We start from the raw sequence: 26,025 nt of genomic DNA on the forward strand, positions 1-26,025 counted from the left end.
ACCGCACCCTCCTCCAGGCAGACAGCGAACCGGCCCGGCTCGCCGGGTACGGGATCGTCCCGGCCGCGTGGGCCAGGAAGCTGCTGGCCGGGAACCCCGGTAACGCAGACACCCGGCCCAGCCGGACAGAGCCCGGTCAGACCGAATCCGGCCAGCCCCAGCCAAGACAACGCCGCGCAGGACCGGACCAGGCATACCAGCCAAGTCGACCGGGTGAAGACCAGCCACACCAGCCAGGCCGGTCAGGTCCAGACCAGACAGGACCGGACGAACCCGGCCAGCACGGTGGGGAGCAGGATTTCATGGTCTGGCTCCGGCGCCTCTTCACTGCCCCAAAAACCGGGGAACTCCTCGCAGCGGACTCAAGGGCACGGTTTTTCCCGCCCGGGATGCGGCGCTTCATCCAGGCCCGGGACGACACCTGCCGCACCCCCTACTGCGACGCGCCCATCCGGCATTTCGACCACATCATCCCCTGGCACCAAGGCGGCGCCACCAGCCTGGCCAACGGGGCAGGCCTGTGCGAAGCCTGCAACCACACCAAAGAACTCCCCGGCTGGACAACACAAACCCGCCCAACAAAAACCAGCACAGCACAAACCCACCCCGCCACACCGCACGTCCTCGAGATCCGCACCCCCACAGGACACCACTACCGCTCCACGGCCCCTTCCCTGCCCGGAACGCCTGGACTACCCGGAACATCCGGACTGCCCGGTACACCCGAAACACTAGGTATACCCCTGAACGGCGGCCCACCCGGCGGCCCGGCACCGGAAACCGTGGACCTGTACTACTGGAGCCACCGGCAGTACTGGGGGCGCCATCCGGACCTGCGTAAGCCTGCCTAGGTGCGTCTGCTGTTCCTGCCGTTCGGCGCATTTATCACGCGCGCCTCGCCAAAATCAGGCCCGCAGCAACCCCGTCGTCCGGTAAGGAATGACCTCGCGCAGGAACATGCTGGTGGAGGTCCGCACGATGCCCGGGCACAGCCGGATCTCTTCGGACACCCTGTACAGGTCGTCGGGGCTCGTGGCAACCACGCGGATGATGAGGTCGGTATCGCCAGCCGGCGCGTGGCATTCGAGCACTTCGGGAATGTCGCGCAGGGCGGCGATCGCCTCATTCAGCCGGCTCTGATCCAACTCCGCGCTCACCGCGGCCGCGACGCCGCGGCCCAGGGCGGAGGGCAGCACGCGGCTGCTGTGCGGACGCAAAGCGCCCGACGCCGACATGCGCTCAAGGCGCGACTGGACCGTTCCGCGCGCCAAGCCCAAGCGCTGGGCGAGGACCATGATCGGCACCCGGGGGTCGTCGTCGAGCGCTGCAAGGATCCGCTTGTCCGTTGAGTCCAGTTCCTGCATGACGGCCACCTTCTGCCTAGTCGTCGAAGATCGGCTGGTCAAAATGACCAGCCGATCCCCATTCTTCCGGACAATTGCTGCCGAGGACCACTGTGACCCTGCCGCTTTCCGCCGACGAGGACTACTATCGCGCTGGAACGCTTGTCCAAAGAGAGAGGGTAGTGATGACTGCATCAGAAGGCGCGAATTATGCACCTGCTCCTATGCCGCAGCCGGTAGTCGGGCCAGGCGAATTCGTGTTCGCGGCGGTATGTCTGGACCACGGCCACATCTACGGAATGAGCGAGGGGTTGATCGGAGCCGGAGCCACGCTTAAATGGGTCTTTGACCCCGATCAAGCCAAGGTTGAGGCCTTCAGGCAAAAGTTTCCCCAAGCCATGGCCGCTTCCAGCGAAGCGGAGGTACTCGAGGATCCCGAGGTGCGGTTGGTGGCCGGTGCAGCGGTACCCTCCGAACGTGCGGATCTGGGTCTCCGGGTAATGGCTGCCGGCAAAGACTATTTCACCGACAAAACGCCGCTGACCACCCTCGAGCAACTTGAGGCCGTCCGTGCGGCATGTGCCAGCACCGGCCGCAAGTATGCCGTGTACTACTCAGAGCGGCTTCACGTTGAGGCCGCGGTTCTGGCCGGACAATTAATTGAGCGCGGCGCCATCGGCAAGGTGCTTGAAGTAATCGGCCTCGGACCACACCGCATCGGCGGCTTGGATACGCGTCCTGACTGGTTCTATGAACGTGATAAGTTCGGCGGCATTCTCTGCGATATCGGTAGCCACAATTTCGAACAGATGCTCTACTTCACCGGGGCTTCAGACGCGGAGGTCGTCAGCGCCTCCGTGGCGAACTATGCGCATCCTGAGTACCCGGAGTTCGAGGACTTTGGGAATGCTCAAATCGTGATGGACAACTGCACCACCGGGTTCGTGCGGGTCGACTGGTTCACGCCTCACGGCCTGCGAACGTGGGGCGATGGCCGAACGATCATTCTCGGCACGGACGGCTACATCGAACTCCGTAAGTACATCAACATCGGCACCGACGAGGGCGGCGGCCATGTGTTCCTGGTCAACCGCGAGGGCGAACAGCATATCAATGCAACCGGCCGGGTGGGCTACCCGTTCTTCGGGGCTTTTGTACGCGACTGCTTGGACCGCACGGAAAACGCCATGACGCAGGAGCACGCCCTCAAAGCAGCAGAAATCAGCGTGAAGGCGCAGTTGGCGGCAAGAGTTCTTACGCCCGCCAGATGACGGGCTCTTGAGCCTGCGAAAGGAGATCAACCATGGCTGACGCATCAGGGGTCCTGCGCATCTCGCCGGTCATTCCGGTGGTGACCATCGACGATCCCGAGAACGCCGTACCGCTGGCCCGCGCACTGGTGGCTGGCGGCGTGAGGATCATTGAACTCACGCTTCGGACCGATTCCGCGCTCACAACACTGAAACTCATTGCCGAGGAAGTGCCGGAGATCCTGGCGGGCGCAGGCACCATCCTCACCCCGGGCCAAGCCGAAGCGGCCGTGCAGGCCGGAGCGCAATTCCTGGTCAGTCCCGGCTTCACCCCCGCCCTGCTCACCTCGATGCTGTCGCTGGATGTCCCGGTGCTCCCGGGGGTCGCCACCGCGGGGGAGGTCATGGCGGTCATGGAAGCCGGGCTGGACGCCATGAAATTCTTCCCCGCAGGGCCTGCGGGCGGACCTTCCTACCTGGCCGCCATTGGCGCACCGATCCCACACGTTCAGTTCTGCCCCACCGGCGGGGTCACCCAGGCCACGGCACCGGACTACCTCAAACTGCCCAACGTGGCCTGCGTGGGCGGCAGTTGGCTCACCCCGGCAGACGCCATCGCAGCCAAAGACTGGAATCGGATCAGCAGGCTGGCCGAGGAAGCAACCTCCAGGGTCCAATCGGCAAAGTGACCATTCGCTGTTCGTCTCCTGCTGAGCAATTGGTCAGATTGACTAGTCACGCCTGAGTCCGTTGCGCCAGCTGCAGTGTTCCTGCTCAAATTGTGGCAACAAGGGGAAAGGCTACCGCCGGAACCCGCAGGCTAAGGATTCCCCGGTACACCACCCGGCCACCCGAAATACCGTCCCGCAAGGACGCAGCCGCTGAATGACTCTTGTTCACAGCATTGTCTTTCCGCACCCGCCGGCGTCGCCATGAAGGGCGGCCGGCACCACCATAAGAGCCCCTGAGCCACCGAACGCGTTGCGGTAGCTGAGGGGCTCTTGTGCTGCCCGGGTTGTGCTCAAAGAGGTTGTGCTCAGAGAGGCTGAATCCACACGGCGACATAGTCGTACTCGTCTTGAGCGACGGCCGTCCGCTCGAGCTCCACCGGATCGCCGGCTTCGAGCGCCCTGTACCCGCCCGATTGCTGGATGACCGAGAAATGTCCAAAGCATTTCTTCCCATCAGGAAGAACAAGTTCCCCCCAACCTTCCTCGGCTTTCCAGAAGGAAACGGTCGCCGTGACTCGAGCTGAGCTCAACGTTGATCCTTTCTTTGGAAACTAAAAGTATGTAATTCCATAAGTAAAGTCCCAGGTGCGGTTAAGGCCAACGAGGTCTGCTGGATCCTGCAGGGACGCGCGGCGGCGCATAGTCTTGTGCCATGACTTCCGCTGGCCGTTTCGCACCGAGCCCCTCCGGCGAACTCCATGTGGGCAACCTGCGCACCGCAATCCTCGCATGGCTCTTCGCGCGTTCCACGGGCCGCGACTTCCTGCTGCGCGTGGAGGACCTCGACCGTGCGCGGGCCGGAGCCGAGGAAGTCCAGCTCCGCGACCTGGAAGCCATCGGCGTGACTTGGGACGGCGACATCGTGCGCCAAACGGGCCGTACCGCGCTATATACAGCGGCCATCGAGCGCCTGACCGATGCCGGGCTGACCTACGAATGCTTTTGCACCCGGCGCGAGATCCAGGACGCACCGTCCGCCCCGCACGCCCCGCAAGGCGCCTACCCGGGGACGTGCAGGAACCTGTCGACGGCGGAGCTTGAGATCCGCCGGGCGTCCCGGCCGGCTGCCATCCGGCTCCGCTCGGAAACGCGCGAATGGACTGTGGAGGACCGGTTGCACGGCTCTTACACAGGCGTCGTGGACGACTTTGTGCTCCGGCGGAACGACGGCGTCACTGCCTACAATTTGGCCGTAGTGGTCGATGACGCGAAGCAAGGCGTGGACCAGGTGGTCCGCGGAGACGATCTCCTGTCTTCCACACCCCGCCAGGCCTATCTGGCCTCCCTGTTGGGCCTGCCTATCCCGGAATATGCCCACGTCCCCCTGGTGCTGAATCGCGACGGCGCCAGGCTGGCCAAGCGCGACGGTGCGGTGACGCTCGGCGAGCTTGCCGCCGTCGGGTTCTCCGCCGGCAAGGTGCGGGACGTGATCCTGGAATCACTCGGGTTGCCGGGAGGGCCGCTCGGCGAGGCCTTGGGTAGATTTGATCCGGCCCACTTGCCACGCGGGCCTTGGATCTGGAACGGCATTCAGCAATCAACCCTTCGGAAAGGGGCCTAAGTGCTCGCCTATGTGCTGACCCGCTACGGCGGCGCCGACGCAATGGAGCTGCAGGAGGTTCCCAAACCGGTTGCCGGTCCTGGTGAGGTCCTGGTCAGGGTGTTTGCCGCAGGGCTCAACCCCGTGGACTATAAGCAGCGCGAGGGAGCGGTGCGGGTGATCACCAGGCCGAGGCTGCCATTGGTGGCCGGAAGCGAACTGGCCGGGATCGTGGAAGCTGTTGGCCCGGACGTCACCCGCTTCTCCACGGGAGACCGGGTGTTCGCCCGCGTGGACAAGACCCTGCTGGGCGCCTTTGCCGAACACGCGGCCGTCCATGAGGACCTCGTGGCCCTCATGCCACGCTCGCTCAGCTACACCGAGGCCGCGAGCCTTCCCTTGGCGGGCCTGACTGCGTTGCAAGCATTGCGCGATGAGCTCAAGGTCAGGCCCGGCACCAAACTGTTCATCTCCGGAGGCGCTGGAGGAGTGGGAACACTCGCGATCCAGCTGGCCAAGTACTTTGGCGCCGAGGTGACCACGACTGCATCTCCCCGTGGGGAAGGGCTGGTGCGGCGGCTCGGGGCTGACGCCGTCGTCGACTATACGAAGGAAAACCTGGCCGAAGCACTCAGCGGCTTCGACGCCGCGCTGGACCTCGTGGGCGGCGAGACGCTGGACCAGACATTCAAGATCCTCAAGCCGGGCTCGAAAGTGGTCAGCATCGCCGGGATGCCCGAACCGCAGACGGCCTTGAAAGACCTTGCTGCCCCGCCATGGATCACCGCTCTGTTCTGGGCTGCAAGCTTCGGCATCCGGAGCCGTGCCAGGGAAGCGAACGTCAAATACCGTTACCTGTTCATGCACCCCAGCGGCGAGGACCTGAAATTCCTGTCGCGCCTGGTTTCCGACGGGAAACTGCAACCCGTGGTGGACAGCAGCTATCCGCTCGAAAAGATCGCCGACGCCTTCGCCGCGCTGGAGCAGGGACGCGCCAAGGGCAAAATCGTGGTGACCATGGATGCCCGCGGCTAGGCTGTGCGGGTGGATGCACAGACGATTGCCCCTGGATTCGAACCGGTAGCCGAACTCTTCGGCCGTTTCCTCAGCGAGGACCCGCAATATTCAGCGCAGCTCGCGGCCTACCACCGCGGCGTCAAGGTATTGGACATCAGCGGCGGACCGCACAGCCGCCCGGATTCCGTCACCGGTGTGTTCTCCTGCTCCAAGGGGGTATCCGGGTTGGTCATCGCGCTGCTGGTCCAGGACGGCTTCCTGGACCTCGACGCCGAGGTGGTCAAATACTGGCCGGAGTTCGGCGCCGAAGGAAAGGCCTCGATCACCGTGGCCCAACTGCTCTCCCACCAGGCCGGGCTCTTGGGGGTCGAAGGCGGGTTCACCCTGGCGGAATACAACAACTCCGAGCTGGCCGCCGCCAAACTCGCGCAAATGCGACCGCTCTGGAAACCCGGAACCGCGTTCGGGTACCACGCCCTGACCATCGGTGTCTTCATGGAGGAGCTTTGCCGCAGGATCACCGGATCCACCCTCCAGGAAATCTACGAACAACGCATTCGTTTGGTCACGGGCGCCGATTTCTTCTTGGGGCTGCCTGAATCTGAGGAGCCGCGCTACGCCACCCTTCGCTGGGCCCTGGATCCTTCCCTTCCCTGGATTGATCCCGCGAGCCATTTCGGCCTCGCGGTGAACTCGACGGCGGGCGAGATCCTTGACCTGCCCAACATCCGCGAGGTGCGGGCCGCCGGCCTGAGTTCCGCCGCCGGGGTCGCCAGCGCCGAAGGCATGGCCCGCGTTTACGCCGCGGCACTCACCGGACTTGCTGCAGACGACGGCCGTCCCGCCGTCGCTCCCCTCCTTAGCGAGGAGACGATCCGGGCCGTGTCGTCCGAGCAGGTCTTTGGTATCGACAGGGTCTCCGGAGAGACCAGCTGCTTTGGAACCGTGTTCATGAGATCGCATGCGCGCTCGCCCTACGGCAGCTACCGCGCGTTCGGTCACGACGGCGCCAGCGCATCTTTGGGGTTTGCTGACCCTGTGTATGAGCTCGCTTTCGGGTACGTGCCGCAGCAGGCAGAGCCGGGCGGTGTCGGCTGCCGCAACCTTGAATTGAGCACCGCTGTGCGGAAGGCAGTAGCCGGGCAGTAGGAATTATCGAAAGGGTAACGCGCCGCTTTCAGCATGGCCCGCCTATCAATGGCCGGGATTCTGCATATTGCGCAGGACCGCGGCGCGTCCCTCCCGTCTAAAGCCTGGCGTTAGACGCGGGATCGTCCTTGTAGGAAGTGGAAGATCAGGACGATCACGGCAATGACCAAAAGCAGGTGAATGAACCCGCCGCCGATATTGCCAATAAAGCCGAGAAGCCAGAGAACAGCGATAATGATGGCTATCCAAAGCAACATGACGGTCTCCCTTTTGTTTACGAATGGAAATGCTGATTCCACGCTCCGCAGGTCTGCGACCTGCGCAGATATCGTTGGTGCCCTCACTTTATGCCACGATCGGGTTCCTGTTAACGGGTAAGCAATAAGCGATAGTTGAATTCCATTTCACTAGTCCCGGTCGGGGAACTTATCCGCTCATCAATCGCTGCCGGTGCCTGAGTTCCTTTGCCCAGTTTCTCGTCTGCGACTGCCCTAAAGGTGAGGCGCCGGCGTCGAGCTCTGCGATGAGCGGACCCGATGCCTTGAGCGCGAGTCCCAAAACTCCTTCCGCGGCGCGCTCCGTCAGCCCCAGATTGCGGGCCCAAGCGAGGAAGTGCTTCCTCGAGATACCGCTCTTCTTGCCGCCAATGCCGAGCGCGAGCGTCTTGTCGCCGTAGACCACTGTGGAGGGGATGTCGTAGACAGGGGCGATCGTGTACTCGCCCTGCGGCTACTGAACCATGGACACGTTCTTGGCATGGAGATCGCCGTTGCCGCTGAGCCAAGCGAAAGCCAGCTGGATCGCCAAGTTCCGCAAGGCCGGCAAAGGTGCGGCACAATGCGCCGCGAGAGCCAGGCAGACTTCGTCGAACGGCACGCTGTACTTATCGGCCGGATATAGTCCGAGCACCTGGGCGCCATCCTCGACGGCGAGCCGCACCGCCGCGGCATCCGCTCCGGTGAGGCGATCGAAACGCTCCACGAGCAGCCCGGGCCGCCCGCCGACGTCGTGCACCAACTGCACGGAACTCACCGGGATCCGCAGCCTGCGCGCAAAGCGGAACATCAGGAACTCGTTTTCCACTACGAACGGGAATTCGGGGGCATTGAGTTTGAGGATGTAGCGCTTGCCTGCCTGCGCCACCGGGAGCGAAATCATCCCCGCCGACAACTTGTCCTGCACTCCCGCCAACGCCACAGGATCGATGAGGCCTGAATCGCCAAGCAGCGCATCGAAGTCGAGCGGCAGCTTCGAATCGAGCACGACGGCGGACCCTCCCTCCGTGGGCGGCTCGCCGTGGGGAACCGTCTGGACATCGCCCACGGCATCCCCGCCCGCCCCCATGAGAAGGGCGAGCTCGTCGTCGGCGCTGGCCTTGACCGCGCGGCGCAGGGAGTTCAGGCGGCGGCCTTCCGGGAGGAGACCGGTGAAGTATGGCGGAACCGCGCCGCTCGGGGTGAAGACCGCTTCGGTTGTCAGCGGGAGCGTCGTGGCGACGGCAGGACGGCCCGATTCGAGGTACCGGGGCAGGTAGCTGAACTTGGTGCCGCCTTCATGGCGCTCGATGCGGGCGGCCAGGATCCCTCGCTTGTACACGTCGGCGATGCGATGGAATGTCATGGCTGGCTGTAGGCCTTGCCCGCGGACTGCACTGCGAGTTCGAGGCCCAGCGTCCCAAGCACGGCGAGTAGGGGTTCCAATTGGACCGTGGTTTTCCCTTGCTCCACGAAACGCACGAACCGCTCCGAGACGCCGGCGAGGTCGGCGAGGTCGGACTGGCTCAGGCTGAGGGAGCCGCGGCGGGCGCGAACCGTGGCGCCGAGGGACTCGGTGAATTCCTTGGGGGACATGTCCATCCTTCCTCGTGCCCGGAGAGCATGCGCGCGCTTCGGGGGATACGCGAGCCGTGAGTGTGATCGGTACGTTCGTGCCGGTTTCTTCATTTTGCGCCTCGAACGGGCGAGGATCAAGTGCCCGAGGCGGGAAATCGGTACGTTCGTGCCGGCGGGCTCGCAGCCGACATCGTGGGTGCGGGCCGTCAGCTGCGCTCCGGCACGCCGGTTTGGGGCCACCACCCACGAATTCGGCTAGCTGCGGACAATGGCGGGGTTCCGCTTGGCCCACCACAGCAGGCCGATGTATGTCAGGTCGAACACGCTGCACAGGGCTCCGACGCCGAAGATGAAGAACGAATTTCCCAGGATCCCGAAGCTGATGGTCGGCGCCAGGGTACCGATCCACTTCGCCACCGCGATCACCATGGATTGGCCCCGCAGTCCGCGGCGGGCAACGAACATGGCGATGAACAGGCCGGACATGAGGAGATTCTGCAGGAAGGCCGCGTACTTTGAGGCCGGATCCCAATCGAACTCGGCGATGAAGAGCCATTGCACGGTGAAGGACGCAAGGAGCAGGAGGACTGACCATCCAACGAACAGCGGGCGCGTAACGAAGCCGGGGAGCTCCCGCCTGCCGAAGCGAAGGAAGGTGTACACGATCACCATGTCCGCCAAAGCCCAGGCAATGTTGATGATGCCCTGCACGGAGAGCCTCGTGCTGAGCGAGTGGAGCGCGTAAATGACCTCCCACGCGATGTTCAGGCCCAGGGCCGCCGCCGGGATCGCGTAGCTCTTGTCCCGGAAGCCGACCAAGATCGCACAGACGTAGACGGTGGTCCAGGCGACTCCACTCAGGATCGTCAGGAACAGATTCAAGGTTCTTCCTTCCGCGTTGCCCTTAGACTCGGCCCAGGACGTCGATGTCTTCGAGGAAGTCCTGGTGCACTTCCTCGCTGACAGTGGTGCGGGTGTCGGCGATTGCGTCGAGGTAGTCCTGGGTGACCGGCCCCTTCCGAGCATCCGACGCCGGTGCGGAGCCCCCGGAGGGTGACGCCCCGACGTCGTAAACTGCCTTCTCCAGGGCACGCTGCGAGGCGCTTCGCGCCGCGTACTCAATATCCGCGGGCGAGAAGCCTTCCGTGCGCGAGACCAGCAAGTCCACATCCACGGAGTCCACCACGCTCGCCGGGATGAATCGCTGCCACATGGCCTCGCGGGCGTGGACGTCGGGCAGGCCGATCGGTATGACGTAGTCGAAGCGGCCGTGGCGCAGGAACGCCGAATCCAGTGCGCGGATGAAGTTCGTGGCGCACACCAGGAGGCGGCCGGGCTGTTCGCGGAAGGCCGGGATGATCTTGAGGAGCTCGTTGGTGACGCCCTGCAGCGGCGACGGCGGCTCGCCCGACCGCTGGGCGGCGATCTCCTCCACCTCGTCGATGAAGACGACGGCGTGCTCCAGTTCGGCGATCTCCAGGAACGTCTCGCGCAGGGCGCCCGCCAGGCCCTTAGGATCCGAGGCAAGCCGGGACGGGAAGACCTCCACGAACGGCCACTCGAGCCGGGAAGCGATCGCCTTCGCGAAGGTCGTCTTACCGGTCCCCGGAGGGCCGAAGAGCACGACGGCGCGCGGCGGCACCACGCCGAATTGATCGGCAAGGTCGGCCTCGGCCAGGGGCAGAACCAAGCGACGCTCCAGCAGTTCCTTCTCGCGCCGCATCCCGGCGACGTTCTCCCACAGGTCCCGGGCCAGGATGCGGCCGCCGAGCTGGCTCAACGGCTCCAGCTCCTGGCGCTGCACCGGGATGGTCCGCTCAAAATAATGCAGGTTTTGCTTGAGCTGGAAGCCGCGGCCCAGGAACGCTTCGACGCGGGTCTCGGACTCGGGCATGAGCGCCGAGAGCTTGTTCAGGCCGAGCGGAGCCATCCGGTTTTCGACGGCGGCCAGCAGCGAGGTGCCGATCCCGCGTCCGCGGAACTCGGGCAGTGTAGCCAGGAACACAATCCAGCCTTGGTCATGAGCCGCGCGTCCGACGGCGGCACCCACCACCTGATCGCCCTGCACCGCCACGACGGCGTGGTCCTTCTCGCACGACGCGAGGACCTCGGAGAGCGCATAGACCGGATCGACATTGTCTGCCTTGAGCGACTCCCACAGATGGAGGATCCCGTCCATGTCGGACGAATGGAAGTCCCTGATGCGCCAATTGCTCATGCCCGCTCCTTGCTGGATCGCCATCGATTGCCTGCTGTTGAGCATAGGCGAACCGGTGAGGGAGCGGGGGTTGCGCGGGCGTTGCGTTACGCGGCTACCCCGCTTACGCGGCTACCCCGCTTACGCGGCTACCCCGCTTACGCGGCTACCCCGCTTACGCGGCTACCCCGCTTACGCGGCTACCCCGCTTACGCGGCTACCCCGCTTACGCGGCTACCCCGCTTACGCGGCTACCCCGCTTACGCGGCTACCCCGCTTACGCGGCTACCCCGCTTACGCGGCTACCCCGCTTACGCGGCTACCCCGCTTACGCGGCTACCCCGCTTACGCGGCTACCCCGCTTACGCGGCTACCCCGCTTACGCGGCTACCCCGCTTACGCGGCTACCCCGCTTACGCGGCTACCCCGCTTACGCGGCTACCCCGCTTACGCGGCTACCCCGCTTACGCGGCTACCCCGCTTACGCGGCTACCCCGCTTACGCGGCTACCCCGCTTACGCGGCTACCCCGCTTACGCGGCTACCCCGCTTACGCGGCTACCCCGCTTACGCGGCTACCCCGCTTACGCGGCTACCCCGCTTACGCGGCTACCCCGCTTACGCGGCTACCCCGCTTACGCGGCTACCCCGCTTACGCGGCTACCCCGCTTACGCGGCTACCCCGCTTACGCGGCTACCCCGCTTACGCGGCTACCCCGCTTACGCGGCTACCCCGCTTACGCGGCTACCCCGCTTACGCGGCTACCCCGCTTACGCGGCTACCCCGCTTACGCGGCTACCCCGCTTACGCGGCTACCCCGCTTACGCGGCTACCCCGCTTACGCGGCTACCCCGCTTACGCGGCTACCCCGCTTACGCGGCTACCCCGCTTACGCGGCTACCCCGCTTACGCGGCTACCCCGCTTACGCGGCTACCCCGCTTACGCGGCTACCCCGCTTACGCGGCTACCCCGCGGCCGCGGCGAGCGAACCCGTCCGGGCTTCGTGGAACTCCTGCCGCTGCCGGCCGAGTCCATCGACCTCGAGCTCCACCACGTCGCCCGACTGGATATACGGGAAACGACCGGACAGTGCCACGCCTTCCGGGGTGCCCGTGAGGATCACATCGCCGGGCTCCAGGACCATGAACTGGCTGAGGTGGTGGACGATGGTGCGGACATCGAAGATCATGTCCGAGGTGTTGGACGATTGGCGGATCTCGCCGTTCACCCAGGTCCGCAGGCCGAGGTTGCCGGCGTCGAGCTGGTCGGCCGGAACCAGCCACGGGCCAAGGGGCGTGGACTTCGGCAGGGACTTGCCTTTGGTCCATTGGCCAGCTGCACCCGGCAGTTGGTAGTCGCGCTCGGAGAGGTCGTTGGCCACCACATAGCCCGCAATGCACTCCGCAGCCTCGTCCGTGCCTGAAAGGTATGACGCTTCCCGGGCGATGACGATTCCGAGTTCGACCTCCCAGTCGTACTTTTCCGACGACGGCGGGATGGGCGCCGCGTCGAACGGGCCACTGACCGTGTTGCTTGGCTTCAGGAACACCACGGGTGCTTCCGGCGGCGTTGCTCCGGACTCGGCCGCGTGTGCGGTGTAGTTGAGGCCGATGCATACAACGTTGCCGGGGCGGGCGATGGGCGAACCGATCCGGAGGCCTTCGACCGAAATCCGGGGAAGATCGCCGGCAGCAAGGGCTTCCCGGGTGCGGGCGATGCCGTCCGCCGCGAGGAACTCTCCGTTGACGTCCTTCGTCAGCGGGACAAGGCTGAAGTACTTTTCTGCCTGGCCGGCGTCCTGGGTGATGACCACCGGCTTTTCATTGCCGGGAGTGCCCAGCCGGGCGAATTTCATGTTCATGTATTCCTCCGTGCTTTGGCTCTGGCGTCCGAACTCTAGTCTGCTGTCGTCCTCCATAATCCGGAAATGTGACCCAGCCACTACGCAAACACCGACGGCGGCGCCTGGGTTCCATGCAAACGGAACCCAGGCGCCGCCGTCGGGCACTTGGTACTGAAGGGCTAGATCCTGTCCTCGGCGCCGGCACGAGGCAGGTTGGCCACTACCGGCGAGCTGCCGGTGTAACCGTCCCGGGCTGCGGCGATTTCATGGATTTGCTTGCGGCACATGTACCAACCCACCACAATGAGTGCGCAGGCGATGGCTGTGACCAACATGGTGAGCGGGGAATCGATGAACACCATTACCAAGACGCCGACGAGGAACAACAGCGAAAGGTAACCCGTGTAGGGTGCGCCGAACATCCGGAAAGACGGGCGCTTCAGCCAGCCCTTGTCCGCCCATCGCTTGAGCTGGAGTTGGCAAAGGACGATCGTGGCCCACGTGACGATGATGCCTACGGAAGCGACGTTCAGGACGATCTCGAAAGCGTCGGACGGTACGAGGTAGTTCAGCGGCACGCCCAGCAGGGAAACGCCGGCCGTGATGGCGATACCGCCGTAGGGAACGCCTGCCTTGTTCATGCGCTGTGCGAACTTCGGAGCGGAACCAGCCACGGACATCGAGCGCAGGATGCGGCCCGTGGAGTAAAGCCCGGCATTGAGGGAGGACAGGGCAGCGGTCAGGACCACGAGGTTCATGATGACGTCCACGCCCTGCACGCCGATGTGGCCGAAGAACGTCACGAACGGGCTGACACCCTTGACGTAGGAGGTGTACGGGAGCAGCAGCGCCAACAGGATGACGGAACCGACGTAGAACACGGCGATGCGGACCACCACGGAGTTGATGGCCTTGGGCATGATCTTCTCGGGGTTCTCCGTTTCGCCCGCCGCGGTACCCACGAGCTCGATCGAGGCGTAGGCGAACAGAACACCCTGCATGAGGATGATCATGGGCAGGATCCCGTTGGGGAAGACGCCGCCGTGGTCCGTGAGGAGGCTGAAGCCGACCTCCTGGCCCGGTACCGGCGTGCCGAAGATGACGAAGTAGGTACCGACGAACAGGAAGGCCACCAGCGCGGCCACCTTGATGAGCGCGAAGTAGAACTCCATCTCACCGAAGACCTTGACCGAGACCAGGTTCAGGCCAAGCACCACCAGGAGCGCGATCAGCGCCCAGGCCCACTGCGGCACGACGCCGATCCACGGGACATATTTGCCGAAGAAGTTCATGTAGAGCGCCGCGGCCGTGGTGTCCACGATGGTGGTGGTTGCCCAGTTGATCCAGTAGAACCAGCCGGAGACAAACGCAGCCTTCTCACCGAAGAACTCGCGGGCGTAGGAGACGAAGGAGCCCGACGACGGGCGGTGCAGGACGAGTTCGCCAAGGGCGCGCAGGATCAAGAAGGCAAAGAAGCCGCAGACCGCGTACGCGATGACGAGGGAGGGGCCCGCTGCGTTGAGGCGGCCGCCGGCGCCCAGGAACAAGCCCGTACCGATCGCACCGCCGATTGCGATCATCTGGATCTGGCGCGGCTTCAGGCTCTTGTGGTAGCCCTTGTCCTCGGCGTGGAGGAGCGTTTCGGTGGAGTGCGCCTGGGGAGGGACCGTATGGTCGGTGATGGGTGCATTGGTCATGGGAATCCTTAGGGGTGTCCTGTTGGGGAGGGGTCCGGATCTCGCCGTCCGGCTTTTTCGTCCGGGCGTGCAGGCCCGACGGTGGCAGGTTGGTGCCGCCGTCGTCGGACCTTCTGCCCGGCTCAGCCTAGTTGCTGAGGTTGGCCAGCCGTTCCGGGCGGAGGAGCTCATCGAGCTGCTCCGAGGTCAGCAGGCCGTGTTCGAGAACGAGTTCGGCAACGCCGCGTCCGCTTGCCAGCGCTTCCTGGGCGATGGCGGTGGCGGAGGCATAGCCGATGTGCGGGTTGAGGGCGGTCACGAGTCCGATTGACTGCTCAACGGTCAGGCGTAGCCGCTCGGTGTTCGCGGTGATGCCGCGGATGCAGCGTGACGTGAGTGTGCGGCACGCGGCTTCCAAATGGGAGATGCTCTTGTGGAGGCTGTGGACAATGATTGGCTCGAAGGCGTTCAGCTGGAGCTGTCCCGCCTCCGCGGCCATAGTGACTGTGACGTCGTTGCCGATGACCTCATAGGCCACCTGGCTGACCACTTCCGGAATTACCGGGTTGATCTTGCCTGGCATGATGGACGATCCCGACTGCACGGCCGGCAGGTTGATTTCGCCCAATCCCGCCCGCGGCCCGGAGGACAGCAAGCGGAGGTCGTTGCAAATCTTGGAAAGCTTGACGGCGACGCGCTTGAGCACGCCGGAGAGGTGCACGAACGCGCCAACGTCCTGGGTCGCCTCGATGAGGTCGACCGAGGTGACGAGGGGCAAGCCGGTGATCTCGGCCAAGTGCCTGCAGGCTGCTGAAGCGTATCCAACGGGGGCGTTCAGTCCGGTCCCGATGGCGGTGGCGCCGAGGTTGATCTCGTGGATGAGCAGCTGGGACTCGGCCAGCCGGGCCCGGTCCTCGCCCACAGTCACCGCATAGCCGCCGAATTCCTGGCCGAGGGTCATGGGGACGGCGTCCTGCAGCTGCGTGCGGCCCATCTTGACCACCGTGCGGAATTCCTGGCCCTTCTCCGCGAAGGCGACCTGGAGTTCCTGAAGAGCATCCAGAAGGCCCTGGACCGAGAAAATGGTGGCCAGGTTGACGGCGGTGGGGTAGACGTCGTTGGTGGACTGGCTCAAGTTGACGTGGTCGTTCGGGTGCAGCCTGGCGTAGTCACCCTTGGGGTGGCCGAGGATTTCCAGGGCCCGGTTGGCAATCACCTCGTTGGCGTTCATGTTGGAGCTGGTCCCGGCGCCGCCTTGGATAACGTCCACCATGAACTGCTCGTGGAGCTTGCCGTCCAGGATGTCCTGGCAGGCCTGCTCGATGGCGTCCGCACGTTCGTCGTCCAAGAGGCCAAGTTCGCGGTTGGTGTGGGCCGCGGCGAGCTTGACTGCGGCGAGGCCGTTGACGAGGTTGGCGTTGCTGGACAAGGGCTGGCCGCTGATGGGGAAGTTTTCGATGGCACGCAGCGTATGCACGCCCCAGTAGGCATCCGCGGGGACGTCGCGGTCACCGAGGAGATCGTGTTCCGAGCGGAACTCGGTCATTGTCGTGGAGGGCACGGCAGTAGTCATTGCTGGTCCTTTGGTCTTCGGTGCTGGTTTGGCTGCGTCAGTTGGATGCGAGGAAGTCCGCGGCGCGGAGCACGCCAACAGGGTGGCCGCCGCCCAGCACGGGCGCGCTGGCAAGGGCGGCGAGCTGCCCGGCGTCGAGCCCCAATTCCTCAAGGACGCTGACGGTGACAGGCATGCGGGCGCGGTCGCCGCCGTCGGAGATCTTGATGGCGACGCCGGTGCCGTTCCGCAGGCCGACGAGCTGCAGGCCCTCGAAGCCGTCCTTGGCGAGCAGCCCTGGAACCGTACGCATGATCGCCGTGACGTCGCGCCCCTCGCCGGCCACCATCTCGGGGTAAGCGCGCATCGCGTGTGCCACCTGGCCTTCCGCGTCCGTGTTGTCCGCCGCCGCCAAGCGGCCATAGGCCCGGGCAATGCCATGCAGGCTGTGGGCGAAGAGCGGGGTGCCGCAACCGTCGGTGCTTACCGCGATCGCGTCTTCGCCCGTGAGTTCGGTAATGGTGTCCTTGACGAGGACTTGGAGCGGATGTTCGGGATCCAGGTAACCCTGCACGGGCCAGCCGTTGATCACGCACGTGGCGGCCATCGAAGCGTGCTTGCCGGAGCAATTCTGCGCCAGCTGGGTTGGTTTGCCGCCGCTGCGGAGCCATTCTTCGCGTTCGGCGATGCCGTAAGGAAGGTCAGTGCTGTTTTCCAGCGCGCTCTTGTCCAGTCCGTGCATGTCGAGAATGCGTGCGGCGCCGTCGAGGTGCATTGCTGCTCCGGAGTGGCTCGCTGCGGTGAGGGCGAGGAGGTTCTCCGGAAGCTTGAGTCCAGCGCGGATCATGGCGACAGCCTGCAGCGGCTTGAGGGCGGACCGCGGGTAGAACGCGGCGTCGGGCTCGCCCGCTTGGAGGAGTGTTTCGCCGTCGGGCCCGACGGCGATCAGGGAGCCGTAGTGGACGCTCTCGACCAGGCCGTCGCGGGTTTGTTCGGCGAGGGGGACGTGGCGCGGAGTGGGCGGCGTCCCAACCGGGGCGGCCGCGGCGCTTTCGGGCAGAGCATTGTGCGTTGCATGCGGGGTGGGCATGTCTTCCTTCAGTTGGTGGATCATTTGCTGAGGATGGTGTCCAACGCAACGCTGACGGCGCTGAGATGGTCGGCCATGGCAGCTTCGGCGGCGCGGGCGTCACCGGCTTCGATGGCCGCGACGATGCGGAGGTGTTCATCGTCTGAAACATGTTGGCGGTCGGCCACCATGTTCAAGGTTTCGGATTGATGCGCCAAGGCTTCCCGGATGTCTGCGACAACGCTTTCGAAGACCTTGTTGCCACTTGCCCGGGCAATGGCAGAATGGAGACTGGCGTCGAGGCCGACCCAGGTCTCAGGGTCGGTCTCGGCTGCCATTGAATCCACGATTTCCTTGAGGTGTTCCAGTTCTTCCGGGCTGCGGCGTTTCGCGGCCAGACCGGCAGCCGGGACTTCGATGTGAGGCCGTGCCTCGTTGAGGTCGCGTGCCGAGTACTGACCGAGCGTGAGGTCATTGGCCACCCGGTCCGCGACAACGAACGTTCCTTTGCCGGTCTTGGTGACCGTCAGCCCGAGCGCAGTGCATGAACGGAGCGCCTCACGGATCACCGAACGGCTTACCCCGTACCGGGCGGCCAGGGCGGCCTCGGAGCTGAGCTTGGCGCCGACTTCCACGTTCCCGCCTTCGATGTCCTGGCGGATGGCACCGAACACCGCTTCCGCGGCGCTGAAGCGGGCGAGTGGCCGGGCAGGCTGTCCGGCTGTCCGGCTGTCTGACAGGTTCACGCTATGAATATGGCACGGGTCACAAGGCAGTGTCAAGATTCGGCCGGCTTGTTGCCGGAGCATAATTGCTCCCATGACCAACCGTCGTCCGCGCGGGGGATGGGATTCAGCGAAGCAGAGTGCACCGCCTATCACGGTGGAGGTGCCGGTCCTCGGCGTCGGGGCAGGACCCTTGGACTACGAGGACTTGGCACGGTACGTGTTTGCCTTGCGCAGGCCGCAGGGATTGCACATGACGCTGTTGCACCTGGGCGCCCTGGATGACTTTTGCCGTGATGTGGCCGATTGGACCAAAGGCAACACCAGCACGGAGTCTGCCCTGTCCATGACTGTCGGGTGGCTTGACGCCCTTCCGGTGCTGGAGGCATTCTCCGGGAGTGCGGAACGGCTGATCGTCCTGGGCAGGGGCGGAGTGTGCGGGCTCGAAATAGACGTGCCCGCCTCTGTGCGCGACTACCAGGTCTCCCTCGTGCGTGCGCTTCATGACCTTCTGGATGAACTGCTTGTCGATAACATCGACGATTTCATCCTCAGTTCCCCTGCCCTTGGATTCCGCTCGCCCCGCTGGATACCCCACGTGGCTGTGGGGAGGCCGATGCACCGGGGCAGCGGACCGTGGGAGATTGGAACACTGGCGGTTGCGTTCGGCGGGTCGCGAATCAGGAACCGCAGGCTTTTCCCGCAATTGCCGTAGGGGATGGGATCCCCTTCCCCCGCAGACTCGCCGGGCTATATGGTCGACACGATGGTCTGAGAACCCTGAGGCCACACGAGCGGCGTGGTGGAGGATTACCCCTTGGTCAAGATCCGCATGATTGTGCCCGCAAATGTGCGTCATCGCTCAGGGGGAAATATCTACAACGAAAAGCTGGCTGAAGCCCTGCGCGGCCTGGGCGCGGAGGTCTCGGCGAGCAAGGTCGACGGCGGCTGGCCCGCGGGAACTGCCGCAGACCGCGACCGCTTTGCCGATGCACTTGCCGGAGGCGACCAGGCCATCTGCATTGTCGACGGCCTGATTGCCTCGAGTGCACCCTCGGAAATCGAGGCCGCAACCGCTGCCGGGCGCCGGGTCTGGGTGCTGCTCCACATGGCACCATCAGGGGAGGACCAAGTCGAAGTGAAAGCGCTCGCCGCCGCGACAGGTCTTCTCTGTACGGGTTCCCGTACGGCCGCGGCAGCCAGGAGCCTCGGGCTGGGCAATGTGCATCTGGCCGCTCCGGGAGTGGATCGCCCATCGAAAGCACAGCGAAGTCCGCGGGACCGTGGAGCGGCACCGCATTTCATCATGGTGGGCGCCCTGCTCCCCAATAAGGACCAGATCTTCTTTGTCGACGCGCTGGCCCGCATCAAAGACTTGGCCTGGACTGCGGCGCTTGTCGGCTCGACAAAAGCGGACCCGCCCTACTCCGCAGCCGTTAAGGAGCGCGTCGCCCGGAATGGCTTGGAAGGACGGGTGGAAATAGCAGATGAGCTTTCCGGGCCGGCCTTGGAGGCGCAATGGCTCCGTGCCGATCTCAGCCTGTTGATCTCACATGCGGAGTCCTTCGGCATGGTGGTCCAGGAGTCCTTGGCCCACGGCATACCGGTAGTTGTCCGCAAGGGAAGCGGCGCCATCGAAGCGCTCGGAACCCACGGTGCCGGTGAAGCCGTCGATCTCAGCGCCGGAGTCGGATCGTTGGAGGCCGTCCTTCGGAGGTGGCTGGGCGACGCCGGCCTGCGGGAAAGGTGGCGGGCAGGAGCTGAGGCGGCCAGCAGGGCGTTGCCGCAATGGGAAGACACGGCACAGGAAGTCCTGGGCGCCGTCGTGCCCTCCTGATTCGCCCGCCCCTTTAAGGACCCCCTACAGGTGCTGGATACCCGCCCGCTGCATCGCGTCCCGGTAGGTTTCGATGTTCTTTGCAAGGAGTTCCTGCTGCTTCGCCTCGGACAGGGCAAACGCCCGTCCGCCGAGTGCGCTGGCCTTGTAGACCTTGATCCCGTGCTGCCGGAGCGGCGAGTGGTAGGTCTTCTCGAAAAGTGCCAGGAACGCGGCGGCCTCCGCACCGTGGGCGACGACGGCGGAGACCCGCTTGTTGATCTTGAGGAACTGGCGGAACGGGCGGAGCCCGTCGGTCTTTTCCTGCGCGCTCAGTGCCGGCGGCAGCTCGGCGTCGCGAACCCAGGGGTAGCAGTTCCACGGCATGACGTAGCGGGGGTCCAACTCGGCTGTGTCATAGATCAGCTGGGCACGCCGGGCGGCGTCGTCGTCGTTGAGGTGCGATACGAAACCCGAGGCGGGGGCCCGGCCGGGGCTGGTCTGGAGGGTGATGATCCGGCACTCATCTTCGTCATGCACCGGATCGATGTAAGGCACAGTGGAACCGGGCCGTTTAGCCATCAATTCGTCGCATAACTGCGTTACGGCAGCAATGTTGGGCTCCTGAAGCAAGGCCCTTTTTTCTTCCCAGTCAATGGTCACGTTCTCTCCTTCGGCAGCGCGGCGTCCAGAATCGGCGTCGCTTGCCACTTTACGCCGTCGCCTTCGGCGTCGCTCACGCTCCGAGTGTCGGGCCGGCTAGAGTCCCTTGAGCTTCTGCATGTCGCGCCGGTCCTTCTTCGTGGGCCGTCCCGCGCCGCGGTCGCGCTGGGGCAGTCCAAGGGCGGGCGCGGCGGGGCGCTCCGGAGTGTGGTCGGTGAAGCAATGGGAAGCTGCTTCGGCCCCGACCCTTTTCGCGATGAGCCTCCGGACCTCGAGGATGCGCTCGAATCCGGGCTGCCGCACCCGGATTGTGTCACCGACAATCACGGATTGCGACGCTTTGACTGGGTTGCCGTTGATTCGCACATGCCCCGCCCGGCAAGCGGTCGTGGCCGCTGAGCGGGTCTTGTACGCGCGGATAGCCCAGAGCCAGGCGTCAATGCGCACATTGGCGGTCTTTGTTGCTTGGGCGGAAGGCGGAGGGCTAGACATGATTGCGAACGATTATAGTCGGCGCGCTGCCTCGTCCGTCGTCCGCAAAGCCGGTTACCGGCGTCGAAGTTCCGCGTACTCGAGGTGGGGGACCACCGAACCTGCGTCGCGCTCGAGGAAATTGGTGCCGGGCGCCACGATCTCGTCAATGGCATCCAGCACGGCTTCGTTGAGGACGACGTCCGCGGCCTTGAGGTAGTCGACCAGATGGTCCTCTGTGCGTGGACCGATAATCACGCTGCTCACGGCCGGATGGTTCAGGGCGAAGCCGACGGCAAGCTGGATAAGGGTGAGTCCGTGCCGTTCGGCCACGCGGCCCAAGGCATCGGCCGCCAGGAGCTTGTTCCGGTTGAACGGTGCCGAGACGTCGAAGCGCCCGGGAACGGCTGACGCGCGGGAGCTGGCGGGCTGGGGGACTCCCACTCGGTAGCGTCCGGAGAGCCAGCCGCCGTCGAGCGGTCCATAGCTGAGCACGCCGAGGTTGTACTGCTGCGTGATGGCAAAGACGTCGCGTTCATTCGCGCGGACCACCAAGGAATAAGGGACCTGGTCCACCACCGGCGGTATGAGGTGGTTCGTCGTGGCAATCCACTGTGCCTCCACAAGCTGCGACGGCGTGAACACCGAGGTTCCGTAGTAGAGGATCTTGCCCTGCCGGATGAGGTCATTGAGGGCGGTGATTGTTTCCAGGACATCGGTGTTGTAGTCCGGGCGGTGCGCTTGGTAAAGATCGATCCTGTCCGTCTGCAGGCGGTTGAGGCTTCCTTCCACGGCTTTCATGATCCAGCGCCGGGAATTGCCTGCATGCGCGGGATTCGGCCCCATTTGTCCGTGGAACTTGGTGGAGAGGAAAACGTCATCCCGCCTGCCATGGAGGGCCCGGCCAACAATTGCCTCCGACTCACCCTGGGAATAGATGTCCGCGGTGTCGATACTTGTGATGCCTGCATCGAGGGCAGCATGGATTATGCGGACGCTTTCTTCGGCCCCAGTGGGTGCCGAACCCGTTCCGAGGTTGAGGGTTCCCAGCGTGAGGGGGCTGATCAGGGCGCCTGTGCGTCCCAGGGTTCTAAGCTCGCTGAGGCTCATCTCCGGCTTCCTCCGTGAAGAATCGAGGCTGTGCAATGGATTGACACGACGCTACACAGGTCTGGGCCGGGGCACTCGAAAAACGTACAAATTCTTCGCTTTTCGTATTGCGGGGTAATAAACACAGCGCAGGACAAATTAAGAATTGACTCAAATCGACACCCGAATACACAAATATTGCCGATATCGGCGTCCAGTGAATTAGTAGGAGGGCAGGGACCAAACTACAGAGAAAGGAACCCGCCATGACCCACGTTACGGTGGATGGAGCCGCCTCGATCAAGCAGGCGTTCGCGCAGTTTCCCTCAGGCGTGGCGGCCTTCAGTGCCATGGTCGGCTTCGCGCCGGAGGCTCTGGTGGCGTCGAGCTTCACAGTGGGAGTATCGCTCGAACCACCCTTGGTGATGTTTGCGGTGCAGAACTCCTCCACCACATGGCCCAAGCTCCGGCTCGCCCCTCGGCTGGGGGTTTCCATTTTGGCGCAAGGCCAGGAAGCCGTGTGCCTGCAGCTCTCCTCGCGCACCCAGGACCGGTTCGCGGGCCTTGCGACCTCGACGAGCGACACCGGCGCTGTGTCGATCGACGGCGCGGCTCTGGTCCTTGAATGCGAAGTGGTCTCCGAAACACCCGCCGGCGACCACGCGATCGTTGTCCTCGAAGTGAAGTCCGTTGAGATCAACCACAACGCTGAGCCCCTCATCTACCACGGGGCCGGGTTCAGGCAACTGGCCGCATAACCTTGACCCCCGGCCAGGACCGACTAGGCGCGGGGGCGGGCCCCGGCAGAGGCCGTCACGCGGGCGGGAGATACAGCCTTGCCGCCATGTGCCTCCGCGGCCCGTTCAGCTTCGCGTGCTGCTGCCCGGGCATCAGCCTCGGCGACGGCGGCGGCCCACTCGCTGTTCAGGACGGGAGGATCCTGCTTCACCGCAACCACAAAGGGATGTTCCTTCGCCTGGGTTGTGGCCACGGCCGTTGCTGTGGCTGCGATTCCGGCCTTGACCTCGCCGGGCTTCGGCCAGGTCCGCGGGTCCACCAGCGCCTTCCAAGGCACGTTCCGTAGGGCAGACAACGACGCCGACCACAGCACCTTGGTGGTTCCGACGATCCCAAGACGCGGTTTCGCGGGCGCGAAGCCTGTGCCGGACAACCCGTCTGGGTCCTCCGTCGATTCGGAATCCGACGCCGGGACCGGGGCGCGTCGAGGCCTCGGGGGCAGGTGCACAACCGGCACGGCATCGCGTTTCGGGAAGATCCCGAACATCGCGAGCAGGATGATCCACAGCAGTTTCGCGACGCCGGCCAGCACCAAGGTGACCACCATCAGGAAGCCCAAGACGATGGACATCAGCAAAGCCACCCCGAGGGTTCCAAAAAAAGTCAGGTTGAGGCCAAGTGTTGTTGGATCCTCCACGTAGCCTCCTCAAGAGCCAGAGTTGTGGGGTGGACGCCGCAACCTCAGGTCTGCGGGCATGTCATCTAGCCTAAGGGCGGATTGTTAATGAATCATCCGCCAAACTCCGGCTCGCCGAGGTTGTTTCAAAGCTGTTATCTGCTGTGACAGAATTTGTTGCCTGGCACACTTCTCTTCACGATAGGGCTTCAATGCCACTCGATCCGGCCCCCCTGCGACTAGGCGCTTGCCCATGTTTGTCCGGAGAGCAGTACACCGAGTGCTGCGCACGCTTCCATCGAGGGGACGCCGACGCGCCAACAGCCGAGCAACTCATGCGTTCGCGCTACTCGGCCTTTGTTCTCCTGGACAGCGATTACCTGCTCCGCACCTGGCACCCCGACACCAGGCCTGACGCGCTGGACCTGGACCCCCACATTGAATGGCGCAGGCTGGACATCCTCGCCACGCGCCGAGGCGGCCCCCTGGACACCGAAGGGACGGTGGAGTTCGCGGCGCACTACCGTTCCGACGGCGAACGCGGAGTCCAGCGTGAAAACAGCCGCTTCCGGCGCATCGACCGGCGCTGGTACTACCTCGACGGCGACGTCGGCTAGACGCGCCCCCGCCGGCCGGCAGCAGGCCTCAGCGGTACTTCCGGCGCAGGTTCTCCTTCGGGGATGCGCCCGGGCTGGCGTTGGCGATCCATGGACCCGTTCCCTCGGATTGGTCAAGGATTCCGGCCTCAAGCCAGGCATAGTCGCCCGCGAGCACATTCGCGGACAACTCATGGTCGATGTCGTCGGTGTTCCGCCACAACTGCTCGAAGTATCCGTCCACGCGAATCCTGGCCTGCTCGCAGTAGGCTTCGGCGAGTTCGTAAGCCGCCGCACCCTGCTCCGGCGCCGTACGCAGCAGCATCTCGGCCCGTGAGCAGCACGCCGCCATGGCAAACAACTCGGCCCCGATGTCCACGATCCTGCCCAGGAAAGCTTGCTTGTATTCGAGCCTCGCCTGCCAACGGCCCATGCCGTAGAACGTCTGCCGGGCGAGCCGGCGCGAAGCCCGCTCCGCATACCTCAACTGTTTGGCGAGGCGCCCGAACTCACCGTAGGACCGGGGATCCATACCCGCTCCGGCCACCAGCTTGGGCAGCCATTTGGCGTAGAAACCTGAGGCGCCGACGGCGGCACGGGCCTTCGCCTGCAGGCTGGCGTCGGCGGAGGCGAGCTCTCCCGCCGCCGCAAGGTGGGCATCCACGGCTTCCCGGGCAATCAGCAGGCGCATGATTTCGGACGAGCCCTCGAAGATCCGGTTGATGCGCATGTCCCTCAGCAGCTGCTCGGCGGCCACCGCCCGTTCCCCGCGTGCCTCCAGCGAATCCGCCGTCTCGAAGCCGCGGCCGCCTCGGATCTGAACCAGCTCATCAGCCACCGTATAGCTCAGCTCAGTGGACCAAAGCTTGGCCAGGGCGGCCTCGATCCGCACATCCTTCTGGCCGGCATCAGCCAGCTCGGCAGACAGTTCAAAGACAGCTTCAAGGGCAAAGGTGGTGGCCGCGATGAAGGCGATCTTCTTGCCGACGGCCTCATGTTTTCCGATCGGACGGCCCCACTGGGTGCGGGCGTTGGACCATTCGCGGGCGATCTTCAACGACCACTTGCCCGCAGCCACGCACAGGGCCGGGATGGAGAGGCGTCCCGTGTTGAGCGTGGTGAGCGCGATCTTGAGCCCTTGGCCCTCGCGGCCCAGCCGGTTGGCTGCCGGTACGCGGACTTGGTGGAACCGCGTCACGCCGTTCTCGATGCCGCGCAGGCCCATGAAGGCATTACGGTTCTCGACCGTGATGCCGGGGGAGTCCATTTCCACGACGAACGCCGTAATCCCGCCCTTGAGCGCCGTGCCGTCGGCGGCCGCACGGGCAGGAACAACCGCCATGACCACAACCAGTTCGGCGATCACGCCGTTGGTGGTCCAAAGTTTGACGCCGTCCAAAACGTACGACTCGCCGTCGTCGCTTGGCACCGCGGTGCAGCCCATCCGGGCGGGGTCGCTGCCGACGTCGGGCTCTGTCAGCAGGAACGCCGTGATGGCTCCGGCCGCGCAACGCGGCAAGTACTCCCGCTTTTGCTCGGGTGTGCCGAACACTTTGACCGGCTCCGGTACGCCGATGGACTGGTGGGCCGAAAGCAATGCGCCAAGGCTCGGATGGACTGATCCCACCAGCGCCAGAGCCCGGCCGTAGTAGGCCAGCGACAGGCCGAGGCCGCCGTACTCCCGGGGAATCTTCATGCCGAAAGCGCCCAACTCGGCGAGGCCGGCGAGGTATTCGTCCGGGATCTTGGCATCGCGTTCGATGGTGCCGCCGGACATGGTGGCGCAGAATTCCGTCAGCTTCGCCATGAACTCTTCGCCACGCTCGACGTCGTCGGCCCGTGCCTGGGGCCACGGATGGATCAGCCCCAGATCGAAATTTCCCAAGTACAGTCCCTTGGCGAAGCTCGGACGACTCCATTCAGTATCCCGGGCGGCCTCGGCGACGGCGCGTGCTTCCGCGGCCGAAACGTCGCTGCTCCTGTTGTCAGTGGCGGAGGTCATAGGAGGACTCCTCTTGCCGGTTGTACCGGTTCGAGCCCTGGATCCGCCT

The 26,025-nt window shown here is 64.7% G+C and carries 28 protein-coding genes; 10 read left to right on the top strand and 18 right to left on the bottom strand.

Annotation, left to right across the window (positions count from 1 at the left end; translation table 11 throughout):
• The coding region (locus L0B83_RS17180; protein ID WP_234759769.1) for an HNH endonuclease at positions 1–851 on the top strand (851 nt) is incomplete at its 5' end.
• 54 nt (positions 852–905) lie between these two features.
• Here L0B83_RS17180 and L0B83_RS17185 read toward each other — a convergent pair.
• Entirely contained in the window at positions 906–1,364 is a 459-nt protein-coding gene (locus tag L0B83_RS17185; protein ID WP_234759770.1) for an Lrp/AsnC family transcriptional regulator, read from the bottom strand.
• Between the two features lie 164 nt (positions 1,365–1,528).
• Here L0B83_RS17185 and L0B83_RS17190 point away from each other — a divergent pair, with 164 nt between their 5' ends.
• Both L0B83_RS17190 and eda read left to right on the top strand, forming a co-directional pair.
• Positions 1,529–2,614, top strand: coding sequence for a Gfo/Idh/MocA family protein (locus tag L0B83_RS17190; RefSeq protein WP_234759815.1), 1,086 nt, complete (start codon positions 1,529–1,531; stop codon positions 2,612–2,614).
• Positions 2,615–2,646: 32 nt separating this feature from the next.
• Complete coding sequence (gene eda / locus L0B83_RS17195) at positions 2,647–3,282, top strand: bifunctional 4-hydroxy-2-oxoglutarate aldolase/2-dehydro-3-deoxy-phosphogluconate aldolase (RefSeq protein ID WP_234759771.1); 636 nt, start codon at positions 2,647–2,649, stop codon at positions 3,280–3,282.
• Between the two features lie 347 nt (positions 3,283–3,629).
• On the opposite strand, the gene L0B83_RS17200 is transcribed toward eda, so the two are convergent.
• Entirely contained in the window at positions 3,630–3,854 is a 225-nt protein-coding gene (locus L0B83_RS17200) for a cold shock domain-containing protein (protein ID WP_234759772.1), read from the bottom strand.
• A gap of 122 nt (positions 3,855–3,976) precedes the next feature.
• Here L0B83_RS17200 and gluQRS point away from each other — a divergent pair, with 122 nt between their 5' ends.
• Genes gluQRS through L0B83_RS17215 form a run of 3 tightly spaced genes read left to right on the top strand, consistent with a single transcriptional unit; the run spans position 3,977 to position 7,030 of the window.
• On the top strand, positions 3,977–4,885 hold the full coding sequence (gluQRS, locus tag L0B83_RS17205; protein WP_234759773.1) for a tRNA glutamyl-Q(34) synthetase GluQRS: 909 nt from the start codon (positions 3,977–3,979) through the stop codon (positions 4,883–4,885).
• Positions 4,886–5,899 (top strand): NADP-dependent oxidoreductase, encoded by a 1,014-nt coding sequence (locus L0B83_RS17210; RefSeq protein WP_234759774.1) that lies wholly within the window; start codon positions 4,886–4,888, stop codon positions 5,897–5,899.
• Positions 5,900–5,908: 9 nt separating this feature from the next.
• Positions 5,909–7,030 (top strand): serine hydrolase domain-containing protein, encoded by a 1,122-nt coding sequence (locus tag L0B83_RS17215; protein ID WP_234759775.1) that lies wholly within the window; start codon positions 5,909–5,911, stop codon positions 7,028–7,030.
• Positions 7,031–7,140: 110 nt separating this feature from the next.
• On the opposite strand, the gene L0B83_RS17220 is transcribed toward L0B83_RS17215, so the two are convergent.
• The 11 genes from L0B83_RS17220 to L0B83_RS17270 all read right to left on the bottom strand — a co-directional run bounded on the left by L0B83_RS17220 (position 7,141) and on the right by L0B83_RS17270 (position 17,946).
• Positions 7,141–7,287 (bottom strand): lmo0937 family membrane protein, encoded by a 147-nt coding sequence (locus L0B83_RS17220; protein ID WP_234759776.1) that lies wholly within the window; start codon positions 7,285–7,287, stop codon positions 7,141–7,143.
• Between the two features lie 169 nt (positions 7,288–7,456).
• The gene (locus tag L0B83_RS17225) at positions 7,457–7,711 is read right to left on the bottom strand and encodes a hypothetical protein (protein ID WP_234759777.1); all 255 of its coding nucleotides are present in this window, start codon (positions 7,709–7,711) and stop codon (positions 7,457–7,459) included.
• Between the two features lie 48 nt (positions 7,712–7,759).
• Positions 7,760–8,650 (bottom strand): type II toxin-antitoxin system HipA family toxin, encoded by an 891-nt coding sequence (locus L0B83_RS17230; protein ID WP_234759778.1) that lies wholly within the window; start codon positions 8,648–8,650, stop codon positions 7,760–7,762.
• The gene (locus L0B83_RS17235; RefSeq protein WP_234759779.1) at positions 8,647–8,880 is read right to left on the bottom strand and encodes a helix-turn-helix transcriptional regulator; all 234 of its coding nucleotides are present in this window, start codon (positions 8,878–8,880) and stop codon (positions 8,647–8,649) included. Before L0B83_RS17235 ends, L0B83_RS17230 begins: the two co-directional genes overlap by 4 nt.
• A 237-nt stretch (positions 8,881–9,117) precedes the next feature.
• Positions 9,118–9,744, bottom strand: coding sequence for a transmembrane-type terpene cyclase (locus L0B83_RS17240; RefSeq protein WP_234759780.1), 627 nt, complete (start codon positions 9,742–9,744; stop codon positions 9,118–9,120).
• A gap of 22 nt (positions 9,745–9,766) precedes the next feature.
• A complete protein-coding gene (locus tag L0B83_RS17245; protein ID WP_234759781.1) occupies positions 9,767–11,080 on the bottom strand; it encodes an ATP-binding protein in 1,314 nt (437 codons plus the stop codon).
• Positions 11,081–12,024: 944 nt separating this feature from the next.
• Positions 12,025–12,921 (bottom strand): fumarylacetoacetate hydrolase family protein, encoded by an 897-nt coding sequence (locus L0B83_RS17250; RefSeq protein WP_234759782.1) that lies wholly within the window; start codon positions 12,919–12,921, stop codon positions 12,025–12,027.
• Positions 12,922–13,082: 161 nt separating this feature from the next.
• Complete coding sequence (locus L0B83_RS17255) at positions 13,083–14,600, bottom strand: amino acid permease (protein WP_234759783.1); 1,518 nt, start codon at positions 14,598–14,600, stop codon at positions 13,083–13,085.
• 127 nt (positions 14,601–14,727) lie between these two features.
• Positions 14,728–16,152 (bottom strand): aspartate ammonia-lyase, encoded by a 1,425-nt coding sequence (gene aspA / locus L0B83_RS17260; protein ID WP_234759784.1) that lies wholly within the window; start codon positions 16,150–16,152, stop codon positions 14,728–14,730.
• A 37-nt stretch (positions 16,153–16,189) separates the two neighbouring features.
• Entirely contained in the window at positions 16,190–17,221 is a 1,032-nt protein-coding gene (locus L0B83_RS17265; protein ID WP_372461214.1) for an asparaginase, read from the bottom strand.
• 20 nt (positions 17,222–17,241) lie between these two features.
• Positions 17,242–17,946 carry a FadR/GntR family transcriptional regulator gene (locus tag L0B83_RS17270; protein WP_234759786.1) on the bottom strand — a complete coding sequence of 235 codons (705 nt, stop codon included), beginning with the start codon at positions 17,944–17,946 and terminating at the stop codon, positions 17,242–17,244.
• A 73-nt stretch (positions 17,947–18,019) separates the two neighbouring features.
• Between L0B83_RS17270 and L0B83_RS17275 the strand changes: the two genes are divergently transcribed.
• Together L0B83_RS17275 and L0B83_RS17280 are read left to right on the top strand one after the other, a co-directional pair.
• Complete coding sequence (locus L0B83_RS17275) at positions 18,020–18,640, top strand: hypothetical protein (protein ID WP_234759787.1); 621 nt, start codon at positions 18,020–18,022, stop codon at positions 18,638–18,640.
• A gap of 84 nt (positions 18,641–18,724) precedes the next feature.
• The gene (locus L0B83_RS17280; protein ID WP_234759788.1) at positions 18,725–19,762 is read left to right on the top strand and encodes a glycosyltransferase family 4 protein; all 1,038 of its coding nucleotides are present in this window, start codon (positions 18,725–18,727) and stop codon (positions 19,760–19,762) included.
• Positions 19,763–19,786: 24 nt separating this feature from the next.
• Here L0B83_RS17280 and L0B83_RS17285 read toward each other — a convergent pair whose 3' ends face one another.
• The 3 genes from L0B83_RS17285 to L0B83_RS17295 all read right to left on the bottom strand — a co-directional run bounded on the left by L0B83_RS17285 (position 19,787) and on the right by L0B83_RS17295 (position 21,985).
• Positions 19,787–20,404, bottom strand: coding sequence for a uracil-DNA glycosylase family protein (locus tag L0B83_RS17285; RefSeq protein WP_234759789.1), 618 nt, complete (start codon positions 20,402–20,404; stop codon positions 19,787–19,789).
• 96 nt (positions 20,405–20,500) lie between these two features.
• Entirely contained in the window at positions 20,501–20,896 is a 396-nt protein-coding gene (locus L0B83_RS17290) for an RNA-binding S4 domain-containing protein (RefSeq protein ID WP_234759790.1), read from the bottom strand.
• Between the two features lie 54 nt (positions 20,897–20,950).
• The gene (locus L0B83_RS17295) at positions 20,951–21,985 is read right to left on the bottom strand and encodes an aldo/keto reductase (RefSeq protein ID WP_234759791.1); all 1,035 of its coding nucleotides are present in this window, start codon (positions 21,983–21,985) and stop codon (positions 20,951–20,953) included.
• Between the two features lie 245 nt (positions 21,986–22,230).
• On the opposite strand from L0B83_RS17295, the gene L0B83_RS17300 reads away from it, so the two are divergent.
• A complete protein-coding gene (locus L0B83_RS17300) occupies positions 22,231–22,722 on the top strand; it encodes a flavin reductase family protein (RefSeq protein ID WP_234759792.1) in 492 nt (163 codons plus the stop codon).
• 23 nt (positions 22,723–22,745) lie between these two features.
• Here the strand turns inward: L0B83_RS17300 and L0B83_RS17305 are convergent, their stop codons facing one another.
• Positions 22,746–23,399: a hypothetical protein gene (locus L0B83_RS17305; RefSeq protein WP_234759793.1), complete on the bottom strand. Its 654-nt coding sequence runs from the start codon at positions 23,397–23,399 to the stop codon at positions 22,746–22,748.
• Between the two features lie 191 nt (positions 23,400–23,590).
• On the opposite strand from L0B83_RS17305, the gene L0B83_RS17310 reads away from it, so the two are divergent.
• Positions 23,591–23,995, top strand: coding sequence for a YchJ family protein (locus L0B83_RS17310; protein ID WP_234759794.1), 405 nt, complete (start codon positions 23,591–23,593; stop codon positions 23,993–23,995).
• A gap of 28 nt (positions 23,996–24,023) precedes the next feature.
• Here the strand turns inward: L0B83_RS17310 and L0B83_RS17315 are convergent, their stop codons facing one another.
• Positions 24,024–25,976, bottom strand: coding sequence for an acyl-CoA dehydrogenase family protein (locus L0B83_RS17315; RefSeq protein WP_234759795.1), 1,953 nt, complete (start codon positions 25,974–25,976; stop codon positions 24,024–24,026).
• Positions 25,977–26,025 lie beyond the last annotated feature (49 nt).

The organism is Arthrobacter alkaliphilus (assembly GCF_021483235.1).
In the GTDB taxonomy this organism is placed as follows: domain Bacteria; phylum Actinomycetota; class Actinomycetes; order Actinomycetales; family Micrococcaceae; genus Arthrobacter; species Arthrobacter alkaliphilus.

What these genes read in the sequence shown, in the direction of transcription:
- L0B83_RS17185 (WP_234759770.1), bottom strand. Translation starts at nt 1,364, where the DNA reads ATGCAGGAACTGGACTCAACGGACAAGCGGATCCTTGCAGCGCTCGAC.
- L0B83_RS17190 (WP_234759815.1), top strand. Translation starts at nt 1,529, where the DNA reads ATGACTGCATCAGAAGGCGCGAATTATGCACCTGCTCCTATGCCGCAG.
- eda (WP_234759771.1), top strand. Translation starts at nt 2,647, where the DNA reads ATGGCTGACGCATCAGGGGTCCTGCGCATCTCGCCGGTCATTCCGGTG.
- gluQRS (WP_234759773.1), top strand. Translation starts at nt 3,977, where the DNA reads ATGACTTCCGCTGGCCGTTTCGCACCGAGCCCCTCCGGCGAACTCCAT.
- L0B83_RS17220 (WP_234759776.1), bottom strand. Translation starts at nt 7,287, where the DNA reads ATGTTGCTTTGGATAGCCATCATTATCGCTGTTCTCTGGCTTCTCGGC.
- L0B83_RS17230 (WP_234759778.1), bottom strand. Translation starts at nt 8,650, where the DNA reads ATGACATTCCATCGCATCGCCGACGTGTACAAGCGAGGGATCCTGGCC.
- L0B83_RS17235 (WP_234759779.1), bottom strand. Translation starts at nt 8,880, where the DNA reads ATGTCCCCCAAGGAATTCACCGAGTCCCTCGGCGCCACGGTTCGCGCC.
- L0B83_RS17245 (WP_234759781.1), bottom strand. Translation starts at nt 11,080, where the DNA reads ATGAGCAATTGGCGCATCAGGGACTTCCATTCGTCCGACATGGACGGG.
- L0B83_RS17250 (WP_234759782.1), bottom strand. Translation starts at nt 12,921, where the DNA reads ATGAACATGAAATTCGCCCGGCTGGGCACTCCCGGCAATGAAAAGCCG.
- L0B83_RS17255 (WP_234759783.1), bottom strand. Translation starts at nt 14,600, where the DNA reads ATGACCAATGCACCCATCACCGACCATACGGTCCCTCCCCAGGCGCAC.
- aspA (WP_234759784.1), bottom strand. Translation starts at nt 16,152, where the DNA reads ATGACTACTGCCGTGCCCTCCACGACAATGACCGAGTTCCGCTCGGAA.
- L0B83_RS17265 (WP_372461214.1), bottom strand. Translation starts at nt 17,221, where the DNA reads ATGCCCACCCCGCATGCAACGCACAATGCTCTGCCCGAAAGCGCCGCG.
- L0B83_RS17275 (WP_234759787.1), top strand. Translation starts at nt 18,020, where the DNA reads ATGACCAACCGTCGTCCGCGCGGGGGATGGGATTCAGCGAAGCAGAGT.
- L0B83_RS17290 (WP_234759790.1), bottom strand. Translation starts at nt 20,896, where the DNA reads ATGTCTAGCCCTCCGCCTTCCGCCCAAGCAACAAAGACCGCCAATGTG.
- L0B83_RS17295 (WP_234759791.1), bottom strand. Translation starts at nt 21,985, where the DNA reads ATGAGCCTCAGCGAGCTTAGAACCCTGGGACGCACAGGCGCCCTGATC.
- L0B83_RS17300 (WP_234759792.1), top strand. Translation starts at nt 22,231, where the DNA reads ATGACCCACGTTACGGTGGATGGAGCCGCCTCGATCAAGCAGGCGTTC.
- L0B83_RS17310 (WP_234759794.1), top strand. Translation starts at nt 23,591, where the DNA reads ATGCCACTCGATCCGGCCCCCCTGCGACTAGGCGCTTGCCCATGTTTG.
- L0B83_RS17315 (WP_234759795.1), bottom strand. Translation starts at nt 25,976, where the DNA reads ATGACCTCCGCCACTGACAACAGGAGCAGCGACGTTTCGGCCGCGGAA.